We start from the raw sequence: 20,460 nt of genomic DNA, 5'->3' as shown, positions 1-20,460 counted from the left end.
ATTAACTCAGCCCCAGAAAGACCAGAGTTTCATGGCCAGCCACTTGCGCAAATCGTGCGTCCAGTTATCGATCAACAGTCGGTCTTCCACATCAATCTTGGCGATCCCAACCAGACCGGGACGAAATGCCGGATCCGAGGTTTTGATATCGGCTTCGACCCGGAAAAAAGTACCGCCTTCGCGCACTTCCGTAATCGGGGTAATTTTTTCCACCAAAAAATCAAAGTTTTTATGGGGCAAAGAAGACAACACCACCTGACCGGTTTGCCCCAATTCCACATCACGAATTTTGTATTCACTGACATATAGAATCAGGCGATAGGCATTCATTGGTGAAATTTGAAACATTTCCTCGCCCTGATTGATGGAGCCACCCACCCGTTTGCTTAAATCACCGCTGACAATCAGGGCATCAAAAGGCGCTTTGATCACCGAGCGCTCAAGGTGACTGTTGGTCACTGCCAGCTGCGCTCTGGATTGCGCCATCTTGGCAAACAGGATTTGTGCCTGAGAGCGATCGTAATCCGCCAAGGATTCGGTGTATTGTTTTTTATCCTGCTCGATCTGGCTGAGCCATTTGATTTTTTCCAGCCGCAGATCGCGATCTTCCAGTGACGCCAGTTCGGCTCCCGCTGTGACTTTATCACCGGCTCTGACCAGAGCCTGTTTGAGATAACCATTAAACGGCGCCGACACAATCCGGATTTGTCGCGGCTCCAAGGCTACATCGGCATTGACGGTATAATGCCCTTCAACAAGAGAAAAGAAGGCCACTAACAACAAGGCACCGGTGACAAACAGCTTGCGCTTTAACTGCCCCGGTGTGACAAACTTGTGAAGTTGTTTTACCACTGATTTTTGCAAGTGGCGCAACAGGGATTGTTGCCCCTGAATTTTTTCTTCCAGACCCAAACCAACCAGCGCGGCGGCCGACTCGATAAAACCCACCTCTTCATCATTGAAGGGTTGTTCTGCATGTCGCTCCAACAGCACCATGGCGTAGATTGCATCATCTTTGCTAAGAGGCACGCAAAGCAAGCCCGTATTGTGGTGACTGCTGGACAGCTTTTCGGTGTTGTGACTGACTTGATGTGAGCCGCTCCGAGCCTCTGTCGGCGGCCAGACGACCAATGATTTCTGATCAAAAGCCTCTTGCATGGCCAGACGGATTTTTTTGGCGGACACAGATCGCAAATCATTCTCACTGCTGCCGGAGATGACCGCCAACTTAACCTGATGACGGCGAACATAGCCGATACTAACCCGTTCACACTGGAAACGGTTGGCCAGAGTATCGGCCCATTGCAGAGCAGACTCTTGCCAGTTTTCCGCACGAAAAATGGAAAGGTAACCGTCCAGAACCGTTTTCTGATGATCCAGCTTTGTTAAATGACTGGCCTCTGCCAACTTCAGAAAATGCGATTCAATCCAGAAACAAAGCCACTCCAGCCGGGCCATAAAGGTCTCAATATCACTGGCGCTGGACAGCTTGATCCGGCAGGCAAAGACGGATTTTATTTGATGATTGATAACCACCGGATAGGCAATGCCATAAGCCCCCTGACCATCATCCAGAGGCATAACCACCGGGTCTTCACAGTAGGCGGACTCCTCAATTAAATAACCCAGCAGCTCACTGTCCTGACTGCCAGCGATTGAGGCCGCCACAGGTTTTAAGCGTTGGGATTGGTCGTCATCAACGGCCAGTAACGCCGAGGCAATGCCAGATAAATCCCGCAGCGTGTAGTCGAGCCAGACCTGATACCAACTGCCCTGCTCCGCACATTGGTTAAGATAATCCAGTGTAATGGCCGGCGACTTGATGTCGCCTGACACCGGTTCGGTACTGGCGGAATGTGTGATGGACTCTATAGCCAAGTTTTTTCTCGGTAATTCTGAGTAGTTAACGCCGTAATAACAGGCGCTAAATCTAAAAACATCCTGTTAGAACGGAAAAATCCGCCAGGGTCAGCTTTGGTGAAATCTTTCACTAAAAACCCTGACGGACATCCGGTCTGCTTGTAGCAATCAGCGATCAGCCTTCTGAACCATCGCCAATGGTGCCAAAGCGGTTTTCATATTCTTCAACCACCTTACCCAGCAAATTGCTCAGACGCTTGGCAGCAAAAGGGTTCAGGATAATACGATCAGACAAATTGATGGCTACTTCCTTTTGACCAGTGTGCCAGGTCTGGTTGGTGCCAAACAGTAACGTCACCTCTTCACGGGTGCTTGATACATTACAAACATTGGCGTAAGAACTGCGCATATTGGAGTCATCCCATTTCAGCTTGGGTGCGTTCTGCGCTTGTTTCTTATCGGTCATTATGTACTCCCTAATGGTTCACTTTAATTATTCAGTTTGTTATTTCAATTTAACGATCATTGCTTCTGCGCTTGACCTCACCGTCTTGCCAGGTAAACAGTTTCTGCTCTCTGGCTTTGTGCTCAATCAATTCATCGCTATTTTCTACCACAAAACGGCGCTGATCGGTACGTCTTGAGCTCACTTTCCAGCGGCGGCTGACTGCGGCCAGAGCCAATACCGATTCCAGACCAGCAAGGGACTCACCCTCTTTCAGCTGTTCCTCCTCGGTATTCGGATCTTCTACAGGTTCACCGTCCTCTTGAGGCTGACAGGCTTCAGGCAGAACAATGGGCTCGCCGTTTTCATCAACGGCACCCTCTTCAATGATGCACTCTTCTGGGTTCACTTCCTCTTGATTCTGATCATCACCTGCAGCGGGTGCAGGCAGACTTTCAAGGAATTGCTGCAGCGAGTCGTTGGCAGATTCTGCCCCCTCATCGCCACTGCCAACACGTGCCAGCCTCAGGGCATCGTTATTGTAATAATCGACAAATTCGCCACCCACCTGGAATACATCTTCCCAGTTGAGGTTTTGAATCAATGCATAGCCATTGACCAGCAATCCTTGCGAAGCACCGATTAATTCAAGGTTACCCGGATCGGTAGAGACCACCACGCTATTGAGCGATGGCGAATCTGTGACACGACCGTAGTCACCCAGAATGACGTCTTCGGAGAAGTCGCCATCGAACGAGTCGCGTCCGGCACCACCGAACATCCAATCGTTGTCTTCGCCACCGATGAGAGTATCCTCACCGCCCATCAACGGATCGGTGGTATCAGCGTAGAGTTGATCCTGATCGTCATAGGCAATCCGACCGAAGTCGCCAAGAATGATGTCGTAACCATCACCACCATCGAGCTCGTCGTCACCGCCGCCACCCATGATCCAGTCGTCACCGTCTTCACCATAGACGGTATCGCGACCACCCAGAGGGGCTCTGTCGGTGGCCATTTGCACGAAGGCGTTATTGGCGAACAACAACTCGCCACTATCGGCCAGAATCATATCGTCGCCTTCGCCACCCATGACTTCGTCGTTACCAAAGCCGGCAATCACACGATCATTGCCCGCTCCGGTATCAATGGTGTCATTACCGGCGGTACTGCTATTGGTATCGGTGGAAACAATCCGAGTGGCATTGCCGTTGGCAAATTCAATCAGACCGTTATCACCGATAACGTCGTCTTCACCACCACCGGTTTCGACAGAGTCATTGCCGTTACCAGCAAGAACGACATTGTCGCCACCATCTACAGTAACTGTGTCATCACCACCCTCGCCCGGGTTTTGAGTAGACACTTGAACGATAACATTGTCCTGGTAGATAAATTCGGCATTGTCCGCGGCAATAACATCGTTGCCATTGCCGCTGCTTACGGTGTCATCATCCAGACCGGCAATAATGCGATTATTGCCTTCACCTGCATCGATGATGTCTTCACCGGTGGTACTGGTGTCGGTATCCGTGGAAATCAGGCGAGTGGCAATGCCATTGCTGTACTCAATCAGGCCGTTATCACCAAAAATATCATCGTCACCATCCGTAGTGGTAATGGTGTCATCACCCTGACCACCCATAATGGCGTTATGACCACCATCACTGGTGATGGTGTCATCGCCACCATTGGCAATATCGGTGGTTTCAAGTGTGGTAACCACTCCGGCGTTGTTGTAATTCACTTCACCGTTGTCACCGATAATCTGATCATTACCGCTGCCACTATGGATGTGATCATCACCCTGACCGGCAATAACAAGATTGTTGCCTTCACCGGTATCAATGGTGTCATCACCACCCTGTGTGGTTTCACTGCTGCTGGCACGAACCAGAATGGCGTCCACATAAAGCAATTCACCATTGTCGCCCAACAACACATTGTCGCCGGCATAAGACGTGATGGTGTCATCACCCTGTCCGGCCACTACGGTGTTGTTGCCTGAGGTCTGGCCAACGGTGATGGTGTCATCATCACCACTGGTATTGCTGACACGGACAAAGCTGACACTGCCTGTGTTGGGGCCAGTAACACCGGTGAAACCGATCTCGCCAAGGTCACCCAGAACGAAATTATCACCAAGGGCATCGGTAACGGTATCTTCGCCAAGACCGGCGACGATGTAGTCATTACCCTGACCACCATCAATGGTGTCATCGCTGGATACCGCAGTATCTTCACTGACTATTCTGGCCAGATTATCCAGCTCACTGGCCAGCAAATCATTACCGGCAGCATTTTCTGCTGAACCGGAATCACCAAAGACAATGTCATTACCCTGATCACCGAACAGGGTATCATCGCCTTCATTACCGCGAATGATGTCGTCTTCAGTACCGCCGTAAATCAGATCCTCGCCTTCGTTACCTTCGAGGGTATCGCGACCTTCGTCACCGTAAACCCGATCCTGACCTTCATTGGCATAAATGCGATCATCACCGGTATCACCGATCAGAACGTCATCACCCTGACTGCCAAAGATCAGATCATCATTGGCATCACCATCGGCGCGAATGGCCATAGTCGCCGTAGAGGCCTGAACCGTGTCATCCCCGGCATCGCCGAAGATATCCAGACGTCGGGCTTCGATGCCATAACCAGCATCAATCAGAGCCTGATGCGCCGGATCGGTAAGATCGTCTGCAGCGGTTACCGTAATCAGATCATCGCCAGAGTTACCGTAAACCGTGGTGATGGTCAGATCTTCCAGATAGAGACTGTCAACGGTGATGTCATCACCAGCCTGACCACCCCAGATAACCAGATCGTTATTGTAGTTGCCGGAGGTGGCTGTGTAGGTGATATCCGCCACCGACATACCACTAATCAGACCACCAGATAGGGTTGCGGTATTGGCCACATCACTGTCAAAGTCGCTGACATAAAGGCTGTTGGCGTCACTGCCGGCATCGATATTCAGCAGACCATTGATACCGTCCAGCGTACCGTGAGCCGCAGGCTGATTGTTCAGATCGCTGTCGGCATCACTGGTGACAAAAATCCGATCCTGACCGGCATGGGTGTTGATATTGGTCACCGTATCCGGGTGGGTCGAGCGCACATTGATATCATCGTTGCCACTGCCCGTATCAATATTCAGAGTATCCACACCGTAGTAGTTAATACCCTCCATTCGGGTAGCCACTTCAACGCCGGAAACTGCGGTTATGGTTTGATCGGCAAACTCACCCAGCATGCGCACAACCCAGTCGTTGCCCATTTTGGTAACGGCAACATTATTGGTATGCGGCAAAGCATCGTTGCTGTTATTGGGATTAACCACCGGTTGCAATGCGGCAAGGAAAGCGTCTTCATCCGCATCCCAGGCTACTGCGATCTGTTGTCCGAGGATTTCTATTTCAAAATCACCGGATTCTGCAGTCACAGTCAGAGTTTGCACCGTGCCGCTGGTGCTGCTGTCCGAGCCATCACGCAGTGTTTGCACGCGAGCGTCCACCGAAGTATCGGCATCGCTGGTGAGACCGGCGGTATCCACCACCATCTCGGCAATATTCTCTCCGGCCAGTTCACCACCAAAGGTGATGGTGTAGAGATAACCGCTGGCAGATTCAGAAACGTCCACTGTAACACCCGAGGTGACACCAAAATGATCGTTCAGCGCGGTGGTCATGGCGGTTTGATCCAAACCATAGGCAACAGTGAGAACGCCGTGGCTGCCAAAGTCCATGGCAAAACTGCCGCCAGCTGCCCGAATCAACAATTCCTGTTTTTCAGCCAGAGAAGGCATATCAAGACCGATCAGACTGGTCTCATTCACTTGCAAGGTGTTATCGGCCTGATCTCCGCTGTCGTCTAGATTGAGGACGTCGCCACCATTACCTCCCATATCCACGGCCAGCAGGTTGGCTATTTCATCAACCAGCTGTTCATTGCTGCTGACGGTAATCGTATCATCGCCGTCACCGGTGATGATGGAGGTCACACCAGCGACCGTTTTGATGTCCACATTGTCGCTGCCGTCGCCGGTATTGATATGAGTCGTACCCTCATGGGTCGATTCAATGGTGACATTGTCAATACCTGTGCCCAGATCAATATTGAGGCTCTCGAGATTTTCGTAGTGGATACCGCCCGCAATCGGCGTGTCGGCAATCACTACATCGTCACCCATACCCAAACCGGTAATCCGGTTATGAGTCAAGGTCATGGACTCTTCCGCCGGACTGCCGCTGTTGTAGATATTGAGGATATCCACCTGCACCGCTTCATCCACACGGGTATTGAGGTTCACAGGACGAATAAAGTATTCATCACCCACTGCGGGTTCGACACCATCTGGCAGATCCGCCAGAGTGAGAGTGAACAGATCGTCGGATATATCCACAACATCGACCACTGCCAGCAACTCGCCATCACGCATGATGCTGACTTCGTAGGGGTTACCGTCAATCCGCGAATCGAAACCATCCACAAAGGCCTTGGCCTCGGAATCCCAGTGCTCAGCGTTGGCGTTTGTGATGGTATTGCCATCAACCGCAGTCAGGGTGCCATCCACAGGGAACAGATTGGTTTCATCCGGCAGCATGACCGGATTGTTCAGCACATAGTCCGCACCAAGCTGTTCACCACCATTGATAAAGATCGGCCCGCGAATTTGATTGACTCGCTCGGTACCCGGGGCAAACACCTTGACGTCGCCACCATCGACAAACAGATCATCGATGGCATCGACGGAGACTTCCTGAATGGAATTCCAGGTGGTTGTACTGAATGTCACCGAGTCCTTGTCCGTGGACACCTGAATTTCATTGCGCTCAGCCGGATCATCGCTGAAGGCGTTCGCGCTATTGTAGGTTCGGGTTTCCGTACCGCCAATGGCAACACTGACATCATCACTCGGGGCACCGGACAACACCATCAGGTAGCTGTCACTCTGCCAAGCGGTATTGGCTGAGTTGCCATACTCTGCGTATTCAGCGGCCACAGTGTAAGTGATTTCGTAGCGATCCCCTTCACTCAATACCAGATTGGAATCCAGAGTGAAGGTGTCACTCAGAACGTCGTAACCGGTAATGATGGCGCTTTCGCCGTAAGCGGATGAATCTTCGCTGATCACTGTCAGGGTCATACCCACCAGATCAACAAAATCGGTATCCAACCCATGGCCATCCAGCGAAATATTCAACTGGTAGTTCTCGCTAATACCCTGCTCGCTGGTAGTGGTACCCAGGTGGGTAAACTGCGATGAGGTAGAACTGGAATAGGTTGTGGCAAACGGGTTGCTGTAATCGTAACTGGATAGGGTTGTCACCACATTCTGGAACGTGGAATGGGTAACCTCATAACCCACTTCAATGGTGTAAGTCCCAACCGTATCAAACAGCATCAGGAACATCGGATCGTTACTATCGTAACTGCCATTATCCCAGCCAGCCGAGAAATCGGTGACCGCAGCACCGGTTACCTCAATACCATTGCCATCGAAGACTTTGAGATAAGGAACATAGCTATAACTGTTGGTGATCGTAGTGGATACGGACTCAAAGTAATTCACCAGTCCACTGGTCCAACTGTTGAAGCTATCACTGGTGCTACTCAGAGTCTCGCTGTAAGAACGACCGAAATCGATATCAAACAGGCCCTGTACAAAAGCGATGCGTGCGTGAGAAATGACCGCATCATCAATGCCCTCAACCACCACTCTTTCATTGGTAGCGGTACTGCTGGTGGCATAGCCGGCGGTATTGAGCAGCGCCATCAGCTTATCTGCCACTACTTCATTGATCGGATCACTGGCATCGATATCCGCCTGAGTTACCGTGTGGGTAAAGTCCTGGCCGTTGACGGTTATCGTCCACTTATCACCGACTGCGGGAGAGTTGTCAGTATCGAGGTCCAGTACAAATTTGTCCCAACGATCTTGGGTATCGGAAACCGTATTGGACAAGGATTCGTCGTTCTGTATAACCAGACTGGCAGCTACCTGAGACTCATCACTCGCGACTATCACCAACTCACTGCCACTGGCAGTGATGGTGTATTCACTGAACAGGGCATCAAAGGCACTGGCCACATCAGCCAGACTGTCCAAATCACCCGAATCTGCATCGTTCAGTGTCAGCTCAATCGGTGTTTCGCTATCCAGAGTCAGAGTCCAGCGGTCTTTATTGTTAAAGTCATAGCCAGCACCGATATCAATGCTTTGGCTATAGACTGTGACGCTGTTACTGTTTTGGCTGTTTTGAACACTGACATCGGTCGCCACAATGCTTGCGGTAATATCGGGATCGGTAGTATCAGTAATAGTGATCACAGAACCATTGAGTACCGCCGTATCAAAGGCTGCATCCAGAGCGGCCTCCAGGGTCGACAGGTTTGCACTGCTGTTGTCGAAGCTGCCAGATCCCTGCAAGCGGAAGACCTCACCACTGACCAGAGATTGGCTCAGGTCTATGACCTGCTGGTAGTAATCCTGCTGGGTCTCTGTAATTGTGCCCTCAGAATTGGCCAGACTGTGGTAGAGCGTGTCGTTACCGTCAATTTTGGTGACCGTAAAGCCCTCTTCACCGTCAACGTAATCAACCACGTAGTAACCTTGTAACACCGCACTGTTGGCCAGATCGGTGGCCAGTTCATTGGCCAGAGCCTCTGCAATCTCGGCCTTGGTAGGCAGAGTCGCATCGGTATCATCGGTGGTAGTGTAACTGGCAGTAACTGGCGAAACCCCGCCTACAGAAATTTCCCATGTCTGGTCATAGGCAACAGTCCCGATGGAGAAATAGCTCTCAGGGACAAGATCAGAGCCATCCACACTGTAGTTACGCTCACCGGAATAAGCAACGCCTACCGTCGTAGTGGTATCAATCACCGTCAGGGTATTGCTGTTGTTGGTGTAGCTGATTCGATAATCATCACCCAGTGCAGCTTTGACGGTAGCCACGAGCTTGGCACCCACCTTATCGATGGTATTGTCAGCCGCCAGCAGGTCATAATCATAGGTTTCTGTACCAATGGTTACCGACCAGGTTTGACCTGCATCGAGCCCCCCTGCCGGTACAGCAATTACGGTATCCGTCTGAGTCAGAGTGGTATCTGAAGAGCCCGCAGTCAGCGTAGTTTCGTGATCAACGTCCAGTTTAAAGCCCAGATCGGTATTGGTGATCACTACATCGCTGCCATTTTCAACGACAACGGTGAAGAACGTACTGTCCAAACCGGTAGAGGCATCAACCAGCTGATTGTAAAGATCCGTTGCCAGATCATTACCATTGGTGGTGGCCGCAGTCACCGTATAGGTTTGTCCTGTTACATCCACAATCCAGCGATCACCCACAGTGACGGTATCCGGGAAATCAATACCGGCGGAGGTGTACCAGCCAGCCGTACTGCCCGGCGTAGATTGGCCATTGATCAACTGACCAGCAGGGCCAGACAGCATGTCCTGAGTAATTTCAAAGGTGTAGTAGTCTTTACTGCCAGAGCCGATGCCTTCGACCGTCAGGTGAGACATGGAATCATCAATGGCACCGCCCAGCTCGACATTGCCGATATTTTCATTCGGGGTGTCGTACCAACCGGTATTGTTGCCACCACTGAGAGCCTGACCATTAGCCGGATCAGACGATTCTGTTTCATTTTCCAGAACCGGAGCAGGAATAAATTTGAACTCGGAAATTTCCTGCTCAGGCAGGCTCAGGTGCAATTGATAATCCGCACCCTCTGGCACACCAGTACCATAGGTGGCTGCTGGATTAATGGTGCCATCCACCTCGATGATATAAACGCCGGCCTCACTAATACTGAAGGACAAGTGAGCGTCGTTAAGACTGGTGCTGCCGCTATCAAGACTGGCACTGCCAAAGCCGGTTTCGGCTTTCACATCCAGATCTGAACCATCCACACGAGACAACTTAAGGCTGCTCTGCCACCAGACAGAATCGCCGTCGGTGTAGCCATTATCAATATCCGCTGTCACCGTGAGACTGCCACCCGCCTCACTGAGCATGGTATCGGTCACCAGGAATTCAAAGTAATCCCGGCTGCCGTCACCGGTGGCGTTAACCGTAAGATGTGGCGTGCCTTCAGAATCTTCAATGTGATTATTGAGTGCCTGACTCCAGCGAGCCAGAGACACATCCTGAGCGTAGAACCAGGCATCGTTGCCACTCAGCTCATCAATCTCAGCCAAACCCACACTGCCGGTAAACAGATTACCAACCGCATCAGTAATCACCTCACCCTGCGCCAGCACACCATCAACCGCTTTCTCGGCTACGCGAGTAGAAGATCCATCCTGCAGGCTGTATGACTCAATCAGGTTGCCATCAACGGTGATTTCATGACGCTTGAGCAACAACAAGGTAGGGTGATCGCCATCGGCAATGGTGACATCCACCACACCCATAGCCATACCATCGTAGTTGCTGTCGGCACTGGTCACTGCGTGGGAAATGCGCCCGTAATGGGTACCTTCAACCACATCATCTGCCTTGGCACTGAACTCAATGGTTTGTACTTCATCCCAATTGGCCGATGTGAACGTCACCACAATGGAATCGGCATAGTCGGTATCCCCTGCTTTACGCAGTTCTACCTGACCATCCGTGCTGATGGTGATATTCACATCTTCAGCAGGTTGTGAAGTCAGTACCAGACGGTAGGAATCTTCATTCAGCTGAGCGATATCCTCTGCCACCAGCGGGGAGCCATTATTCTGGCTAATCACAACTGACGGTGCATCATCGTCAATCACCTCAACCACCATGCGACTGGCAATCAGGCGATCGTACTCATCACCGTCCTGATCGGTCAGGCCTTCCATCACGCTGTGACGAATTTCCACAGCCTGATTACCCTCTGCCATCAAATCATCCAAAGCAGAAACGGTGATGGTCTGAGCGATAAACCAGTTACTGCGATCAAACAGCAAGGTGGTGGCGTTCTCGTTGCCATTCAAGGCGACTCCCAGAGCACCTGCCGCCAGCGCATCTTCATCCGGTGTCGTCGCGGTGGCAGTAACACGCACCACGTCCTCCGGAGGACGCGTCAGGACCACCTCATAGACATTAACGGCATTGGGATCAACCAGCGCCGTGCCATCATCATCTTCGTGAGCCCTCAGAGATCCGGTAACCGCACGGATGATAATGCCGGCCTCGTCATCGTCCTGAATATTGGCAGAAATCATCTGCTCAATTTCGTTGAGACGATCGTCACCACTGGTAATGACGTTCTCAATCAATCCGCTGTGACCCAGCAGATCGTCGGCAACCACAGAGACTGCATCGCCGTCATTGCCACCAGCGGTTTCAAAAGTATCGCTGCCTTTGCCGCCTACCAGATTCAATTGGATATTTTCGTTGGTGCTATGCACAAAGAAGGTGTCGTTGCCTTCCATGCCATCGATCACCAGCTTCTCAATACCTTCAAAACTGGTGTAACGGCCGGCACCATAAACACCGCTTTCAGTCACGACAAAATCGTCACCGAACTCGGTACCGAGAATGGTTACCGTATCCAGACCATCACCACCGGAAATGTTAACCGGCGCATTCATGGCGTAACTGATAAAGTCAGCACCCTGACCACCGTTAATGTTGGTAAACGGCGCGTTCGGGTCATCGGGGTCGACCAGCACAAAGCTGCGAACCAGGAAGTTATCGTTATCCTCATCACCGTAGAGTGAAATCTCAGCCACGTTGCGATAGATGGTAAAGCTGTCTTCACCAACACCACCGCGTAAAGTGGCCGAATAACTGATGCCGTTACTGATAAAGCCCTGAGTCACACGAGTGGTATCGAACTGATCTTCCGGAGCCAGACCGGCTGCCGCATCGCGCGGTGAATTAAACACCTGTCCGACCTGGAAGCTGTCGTTACCGGCACCACCCAGCACTGTCATGACCGCGCTGGTATCGTCAAAGGTAAAGCTGTCGTCACCGTCGCGACCATAAACGGTAATACCGCCATTGAGGTCACTGCCGTAGTTGATGCGTTCAACCAGGCCGCCGGAAACGATATTGCCCTCGGCGTCGGTCTGCATGGCATTGATGCTGCCGGGACGGAACAGGAAGTTGTCCTTTTCATCCGTACCGTAAACATTGAGGGTGTTTATGGACTCCAGATCACCTGGCGCCTGATCATCAATATTGATAACGGAGGAACCGGTTCCCGCCAGCGCAATATTGTAGAAATCGGAACCGCCCTGACCGTGGAGGTTCAAGGTGCCACCAATGCCATTGAGGAAAGTCTGTTGGTTTTGGGCATCGTAATTGACGTTGATAACATCATCGACGCCTTCACCGGCATTGACCGTGGCACTTAAACCGGTGGCAGAAATATTCAGGGTATCGCCACCGTCGCCCAGATTGAGAAGGGTGTTGTCGGTATTCTCAAGCGCCACATGAATCTGATCGGCACCGTATCCGGCATTAAGAACAAAGTCATCCATGATGGTATTGGCATCGATGTTGATGACATCGGCTCCACCACCGGTGTTGAGCTCTATATCCAACCAATCCACGCCGTCAGTGATATTGACGGTGTCGACTATGTCACGACTGTCATCGGCATTGACGTTGAAAATGGCGTTTTCAAAACCACGCAGCCACAAACCTGACCAGTCGCTGTTTACCAGCTCAATGGTGTCGTAACTGACATCATAGGCGGTGTAATCTTCACCGGCGTCATTGGTCTGGCGACCGCTCACGTAATCGGACTCTACCTTGACATCGACGGTTTCGGTTTTATTAACCGTGATGGTCTCAGGCAGATAGAAACCCGCCGTATCCTGGAAACTGGCAATATCAATGGCGTATTCAACACTGTCAGACGCACCCACCTTCTTCTGCAGAATCAAACCGTCTTGCAGCAGCGCCTGAATATCCACACCATTTTGCTGCTGTGTCAGCTGTATCAGAGCATCCACATTTTCGTCGCTAAAGACCGTGGCCAAATCGTCATTTAAAACAGCCGACAACCCTTGATCTATAAGCAGGTTATCGCGGTAGGTGGCCAACTCGGCTGCCGTTTTGCCGGCATCACTCAACAGAGCATCACGGTAAGCAATCCAGTTGTCTGCCGTGAGGTAGCGCTCAGTGGTGCTGTCGACGTCGTATTCCAGCAAATCTTCATGAGCCACATCCGCGTTAAAGCGGTTGATGGCCACGCCTTCCAGTACCGGATCACCAGCGCTATCAACACCGTAATAGGAATAGGTGTAGTAGCTGGTATTCAACTGATTGATAGCCTCGACATAGGCCTTTTCCATCTCAATGGTATTGCCGGTCAGGGCGCCACCACCAACGCTGCCACTGACGCCACCAGCACCGCCAACCTGATAGATGATCTGTAACAGACGCAGGGTCTCGCCAGTTGTATCGTAACTGGCGAGTTCATCGGTGTTGACTTCATTACCGATCAAACCGGCGTAAGGACCAAAGCCGTTCTTCTGGAACCAGTTATTGGCCTGTTCCAACAGCGCCGGATCCCAGATTTCCTGACTGTACTCGTAAGTCGCCTCACGTAACGACAGATCCAGATCGGAACGGGTATAGACCTTCAGCGCCGTATCGGCGCTCCAGGTGTAGTCATCACTTAACTCTTGTTTGGCAGCGGCCAAGGTAATAAAGTCGCGCACGCTTTCCAGTGCGGTGATCACTGCTTTCGCAGTTGCATCATCATCGCCAGCGGCATCGGTATCACCATAGGCCCAGGACAACAGAGCGCTGTCAATCAACAGAGCTTCAAGTTTATCCAGCGAGAAATCACCGGACCCGATAATCTCAGTGCCATCGGATTCCTCCAGACCCAGCAGCTGCTGGCCTTTCTTGGCAAAGTTTTCAAGGGTAATTACCAGTGAAGCTTGATCGTCATTATTGCTATCCGGCACCAGCGCAGCAATGGCAGCGCGCAGACTCGCCAGTTCATCCTCAAGCGAGAAGGTTTCTTCAGTGGACTCTATCTGTAAGGTCACGGTGCCATCATCAAGTGCATCAGCCAGACCATTCTGGGCGAGACCATCCAACAGTCCGATTTGCTCTTGCTTGTTGGCACGCTCCAGTGCACCTTGCAGATCTTCATGGCTGACGCCATCTGGACGACCGGCTTGCCAAACACCGGAATCATCGAGATAGGTAATCAACGAATCATCCAGATTGTAGTCATACTCAGCCAGATGCAAATCCACACGACCTACATTCAACTCAGCGCCTGCGTCTTCCTGAATGTTGATGGTCAGCTTATCTTCGTTGCCGGGCCCCCCTGCCAGACGCACATTACCGGCAATGCGGGACAGATCATAATTCTCCGGCAAAATCTTGGTGACCGTACGCTGACTCAGATCATCAAAGCGGTAGGACGCTTCACCGCTGACTTCGACACCGATGTAATCCTGCTCAACGTTGGTGTTGCTGTCGTTGGGCATGATCGCCTGAGGATCGTAGAACATGGAGATCAGATCGCGGAACAGATTGCCGCCCTGCCCTTCACTCCATTGATCTTCTGGGATCCATACCGCGGATTCACCTTCCACATGTGGCATATTGATTTGATAGGTAACCGAACCGAAGATCCAGTAATCCACCGTGTACGAGCCAATGGACATCTGATCGCGGTAGTACATATCACCCACGTACAGATCCGGATCATAACCCCAGTTGTCCAGACGGTTTTCGCCATTGTTGGTACTGAAATAGATCTGATCGGCGTGGGCAAAATCACCCCAAATGGTCCAACCAACAACCTTGCGCAGGTATTCCATAAAGAACACATAATCCAGACTGCGGTTACCGGCCATCAGATCCCTGTCTTCAGCTTTAACATTACCGGCTGTCAGTTCATTCCAGGTATCCAAATGGGCCAGCGCCTGCTCCTGATCGCTGTTCAATACGGCACGATCCGGGGACAGGTTCAGCAGGGTCTGGAAGTCGATCGTATCTGGCAGAATCGGCGCGGTGGTGCCCAAGCCAAAGTAACCTTCCCAGTCACCACCAATTGCCTGACCAAAATCTTGCCCTTGGGGTACGCCATCCACTGTCGTACCGGAAGCATTAAGTAAAGCGGCTTCAAACGCATCGACATCGGCGCCGTATTGGGATGTGCCATACCAGGATTCGTTGATTTCCTTGTAAACATTCTGGGTCAGGTCGGACCAATCAATGGCATCCCAGATAGAAGTACCGCGAACCGGATCTTCCAGTGCCCGCTCGACGGCCTGGCTATAGAGTTTCAGTGCCACCGCCAGATTAGCCTCCAGCAGTTTCCAATGGATCAGATCCATCTTCACGGCATTCTTTTCTTCTTCGCTGGCATCCGGTTTAACCCAACGTACATAGAACTCGCGCCACAACTCTTCAATGTCGTTAGGGCTGAGATCGCGCTTGTTAAAGATGATATCGTTGTAGGTCAGACGCTCTTCGCCGTCGCTTTCATCAACAACAAGATCTTTCTCAACGGTGTAAACCGCACTGCTCTCGGGATAAACCACTTCAAAGGTCTGTTCCTCACCACCGAGAATCACTTCGTCATCACCGGAACCGGTATTGATCAGCAGCTCCAGTTCGGCACTCAAACCATAGAGGAAGACCTGATCGTCATCGGCACCGGTCACCAGTGCCAGACGCTCGATATTGCTGACGCCTTCGATCTTCAGACCCGCGCCATAAATGTATTGTTTGTCTTCGTTATCAGTAAAGACATAGAAGGTGTCGGCCAACGCCGTACCCGCCAGCACAATGGTGTCGAAGCCGGAACCGCCATTGATCACCACCCGGTTGTTCTGAACGTAATTGATCAGAATGTCTTTATCCGAATCTTCAATGTTGTTGTCTTCATCACCGGCACCGGCTGTTACTGTATTGCCGTCCACTTCAGAGCCATCGGACTGCAGATGAGCACGCAGGAAGAAGGTGTCATCGCCGGACTCACCGAACAATGACAACTCACCGATGTTGTGATTGACCTCGAAGTAGTCGTCGCCGGAACCGCCATAGAAGAAGCCGTTGTAACTGACACCGGCGGAAATACCTTCGTCACCTTTGACCACATCGATGGTTCGGCCATCAGCCAGTGTTACCGTTTCCGTTTCCAGTACCCGACCAATCAGGAAGTTATCCGCGCCTTCGTCACCATAGACGTAGGTGGCGGCCATGCTGTCATCGGAAATAATGGTATCGGCACCGACACCACCGTGAATCTCCACCTTCTCGGCGCTGAAGTCATAGTAAACCCGCTGGAAGTCGGTTGGATCGGACAACGACAACGAAGGTGCTGTGGTCGCTGCGGCATCGGCAATATCCAGTGGTGTACTGATATCGTCGGTATCCAGCGTCATCAGCTGAGCGTAATTGCCTTTGGAATCAATGTCGGCATCAAGCAGTTCAACCCGCCATGGGTCCCGATGGGTACCCGCACCAGCAACTGTGACATCGTTGATACCAGCCATATTTTCCAGTGCTGCTTCCAACTCAGCCTGACGCTGAGCTATGCGAGCATCCTGATCAGTTTTACTGAATCCACTGTCATCGTTGGGGTTGGTGGATAAGGTAATCAGCTCGCTGACACCGTTGTAACTCAGACTAAAGCTTGGTGTTGCATCGGCATTATCAGAGCGAACATAAAACTGCTGAAGCGCGTACTGCGGCTTTTCAAACATCGCATCGATGTCCGGCTTGCCCGCCAGCAGTGCCGCCGTGACATTATCGTCAAGGCGCTGCACCAAAGCCCTTGCCACACCAGCATCAGCCACAGCACTGTTACTACTGGAAATCTTGTAGAACTTACCTTCCGTATTTTGATCCGCATTCAACAGGGTAATGGCCCAGGGGTTGCTGTCACTGCCATCACCGGAAACTTCTACGCCACCCGTCGCAATACTGGACAGGGCTTCAAGCGCCGCCTGAATCTGGGCAACAGTGCTGCTGCCAGTAAGACTGGTTGTTGTCTGACCGTTGTAGCTCAGAGTAAAGCTCTCTGTAGTACCTTTGTACTCCACTTGCTGGCGGGAGGTATCAACATCCATGTGCAGGGTGTCATCCTGATTCAGGCCATTACCACCACCCCAGATTTCAACGCTGTCGGTATCTTCGCTGTCGTTGCTGCCGGAATCGGCGATTTCAACAAACGACTTGCCGTCAATATCGCCACTGAGTGTCATCACATAGGTGTCGGAACCAATGGTACCGTCGAGGATGGCCTGCTTGGTAAAATCGTTAATGGCAAAACTGTTGCTGCTGGCGCCACCATAGAGAACGAAGGATTCAAATACGCCAACCGTGGTTTCCAGCTCATCCACCACGCTGATCTCACCCAGCAATTCTTCCTGACCAGTGACATGCAACTCACTGTCAGACAGTGAATAATTCAAGTCCCGGGCTTCAATCAGGGTATCGGTTTCGGTGCTATCCGAATCGTCGATAAAGGTATCAACACCACCGTTACCAGTGACCGTGTCATTACCAATACCGGAGTTGATGGTGTCACCTCGATGACTGCCGACAATGCGATCGTCACCAGTGCCACCTATCAAAGTCAGATTATCAACCACATGGGCCGTGATAATTTGACTGGACAGAATGTCCGTGGAATTCGGCAGGAAACCGGCAATGACTTCATCGTCACCACCATCGGCATCTACGGTAACGTTGTCGCGGGTACCGATGCCATCCACATCGTCGTTATCATCGGCATTATCGTCGAGGTCGATACCTCTCACTACGATACTCAAAGAGCGATCACTGTCACCAATGCGATGGTGATCAATTTGCAGGGTATCGGTGTAAATCACCTGCTGGTCAGTACCCTCGGCGTCTACCTGATGACCGATAATAAAGGAATCATCGGCACCGGAACCGGCGATATAGATGCTGTCGACATCATTGTCATTGACGTAAGTCGGGTCGAGGAACCAGTCAGTCGCACCGGTTTTCACCAGTTCATCGCTGATCTTGTTGCCATCAGCATCGCGCTCGTAGTCCCACACATCCTTTTCCACCATGCGTGAGCCTTCCACCAGAATGGTCTGGTAGGGAGAAATATACAGATCACTGCCGGCATCGGTCTGGGTGGTCGACAAAACCGCCAATTGGGAGTTGCTATCGGAAACGGTTTGTAATTCCCAGACGCCCTCATCGCTCAACTTTTCAATGGTGTGATAGCTGGTGGGCGAGCCGATTCTGACGGCTTCAAACCCCTCGTTGTTGAAGTCGTATTCAACGGTCAGGTCCGAAGCACCGCCAAAATTTTCCACGGTGACAAACCATGGGGCCTGATCCGAACCATCACCTTCAACAACGAGTGTACCCATTGCCAGCGGCGCCAGAGCAGAAACAATATCACCGGCTACGGTGCTGTCTGTCAGCGTCAAATCGACTGATGAACCGTTATAACTGAGGCTGCCACCGGCAATGCCCGCCGGCAAAATAATAAAGGCCGATGTCGTTGTGGCAACCAACGCCTCTTCCACTTCCGGGTTGGCTGAATCAGTAAAGTTGGTAGCCAGAATACGGTTTTCCAGATTGGTGCCGTTAATAACGAACAAACTCTGAGTGTCGTCATAGGAGACCGTTACATCAGTAGTATCGGTACTGCTGCCAATGGCGCGAATCAGACTTTGCAGCTCGGCAGCCTGCTGATCTGCATCGGCAAAAATCTGGCTGGCCTCGAGAATAAAATCTTCATCGGGGCTAATCGAAATTCGAGTGCCCTCTTTGATCAGGTCACCGGTCAGTGTCTGAGTGGTAATGTCTTCAACGGTCGTGGTTTGTGCCGTTTCCAACATTTCCTGAACAAACACAGTGCGATTAAAGTCGTAAAGATCACCACCGCTGTCACGGTCAACATCGATAAAGGCCACAGACCATGGCTGACCATCAGCTGCCAATGAGCCAAAGCCGGCCACATCAACATCGGTGATATTACTCAGGCTCTCCAGAGCGGCTTCCACTTCCGCAGCAGTCATGCCCGCTTCAATCAGAACACGCTCGCCGTTGTAGTTGAAATAGCTGCTGGACTGCCAGCTTTCCAGACCGATGGTGCGCTCGGCGACCTCGGCATCTCTCTGAGTATGGCGGTCACCATAATTCAAGCTGATACTGGCCGCACTGAAGGCAGACATCAGACGGTATTCGCCTGTATCCGTCACCTCGGCATCCACCAGAGTGATAACCCAGCTACCCGCAGACCCGGTAACTTCCACCTGATCAATGGCATTGAGGCTTTCCAGTGCGGTTTCAATGGATTCAGCGCTGCCACTGAAATCGATATCCACCCCCTGATCGCCGTACCAAAGGGTTTGCAATCCACTCAAAGCAACAGATTGCAAACTGTTGGTGATTTCAGTGATCGACACACTCAGATCATCATCAATGGTGGCCAGAGCAGCGGTAAAGATATTTTCGAATACCGTGTCACTGCTAACCGTGGACGTCAGGGTCACTACGTATTCATCGTCGACGCTGCCATCGGCAACCACCACATCAGTGCTGGTAAAGGCATCAAAGCCTTGCAGTAACGCCTGAATATCAGCAGCCGTATCGCTTGCAGCAATCACCGCCGTTTCGGTGCCGTACCAGATTTGTGATTCACCGGACAGCAGGAACGTTTGCTCGGAATTCTGTTGATTGCCAGTACTGGCCTGAACCGTTGGTTGTTGCTCCTTGGTGGCTGTAATGGTTAACAGATCGACATCGGCGCCTGCATGAAACACAATTTCCCAGGGTTCACTGACAGCAGCAGGAATCACTACACTCAGGTTTTCATCGGTAAGAGCTTCCAATGCCGCTTCAAGATCCTCGGCAATTTGCGCGCTGCCTTTGGCAGTGACATCCAATACGGTGGTGCTGGCGCCATAACCGATTTCAAGCGCTACCACATCGCCAGGCCAAATAAACTGTTGACGAGCGTTATCAAACGCAGCGACTTCTGTTGCATCTGTGATCGTGCGAGTGTGGACCACTGATGTGTCCAGCGCCTCCCCGCCGGTGTTCAATTCCAGTATCAGCGCAGGGCCAGCGAATACAAATTCCCACGGATTGGCTTCGCTGCCATCTCCGCTTACGCTGACGGCATCGGCTCCCAACAGTGTGTTAAAACGCTGCTCAAGAATGGCCGCGGAACCGGGTGTGGTGTCATCT

The 20,460-nt window shown here is 51.6% G+C and carries 3 protein-coding genes (1 of these 3 running past the window's edge); all 3 read right to left on the bottom strand.

The genetic code is table 11. The features are described from left to right. Window positions 1–6: 6 nt before the first annotated feature. Complete coding sequence (locus tag ACPXV9_RS08045) at window positions 7–1,878, bottom strand: efflux RND transporter periplasmic adaptor subunit (protein ID WP_423895933.1); 1,872 nt, start codon at window positions 1,876–1,878, stop codon at window positions 7–9. A 157-nt stretch (window positions 1,879–2,035) separates the two neighbouring features. Then, complete coding sequence (locus ACPXV9_RS08040; RefSeq protein ID WP_423895932.1) at window positions 2,036–2,326, bottom strand: DUF3467 domain-containing protein; 291 nt, start codon at window positions 2,324–2,326, stop codon at window positions 2,036–2,038. Between the two features lie 49 nt (window positions 2,327–2,375). Continuing rightward, window positions 2,376–20,460, bottom strand: partial view of a DUF4347 domain-containing protein gene (locus tag ACPXV9_RS08035; RefSeq protein ID WP_423895931.1) — the 3' portion only. Its footprint extends 15,926 nt past the window's final position; only the last 18,085 of its 34,011 coding nucleotides appear in the window; the start codon falls outside the window, past its right edge; it ends in the stop codon at window positions 2,376–2,378.

This window comes from Candidatus Pelagadaptatus aseana (assembly GCF_040362265.1).
Classification (GTDB): Bacteria; Pseudomonadota; Gammaproteobacteria; order Pseudomonadales; family Cellvibrionaceae; genus Pelagadaptatus; species Pelagadaptatus aseana.
This window is presented reverse-complemented; position numbering and strand designations above follow the sequence as displayed.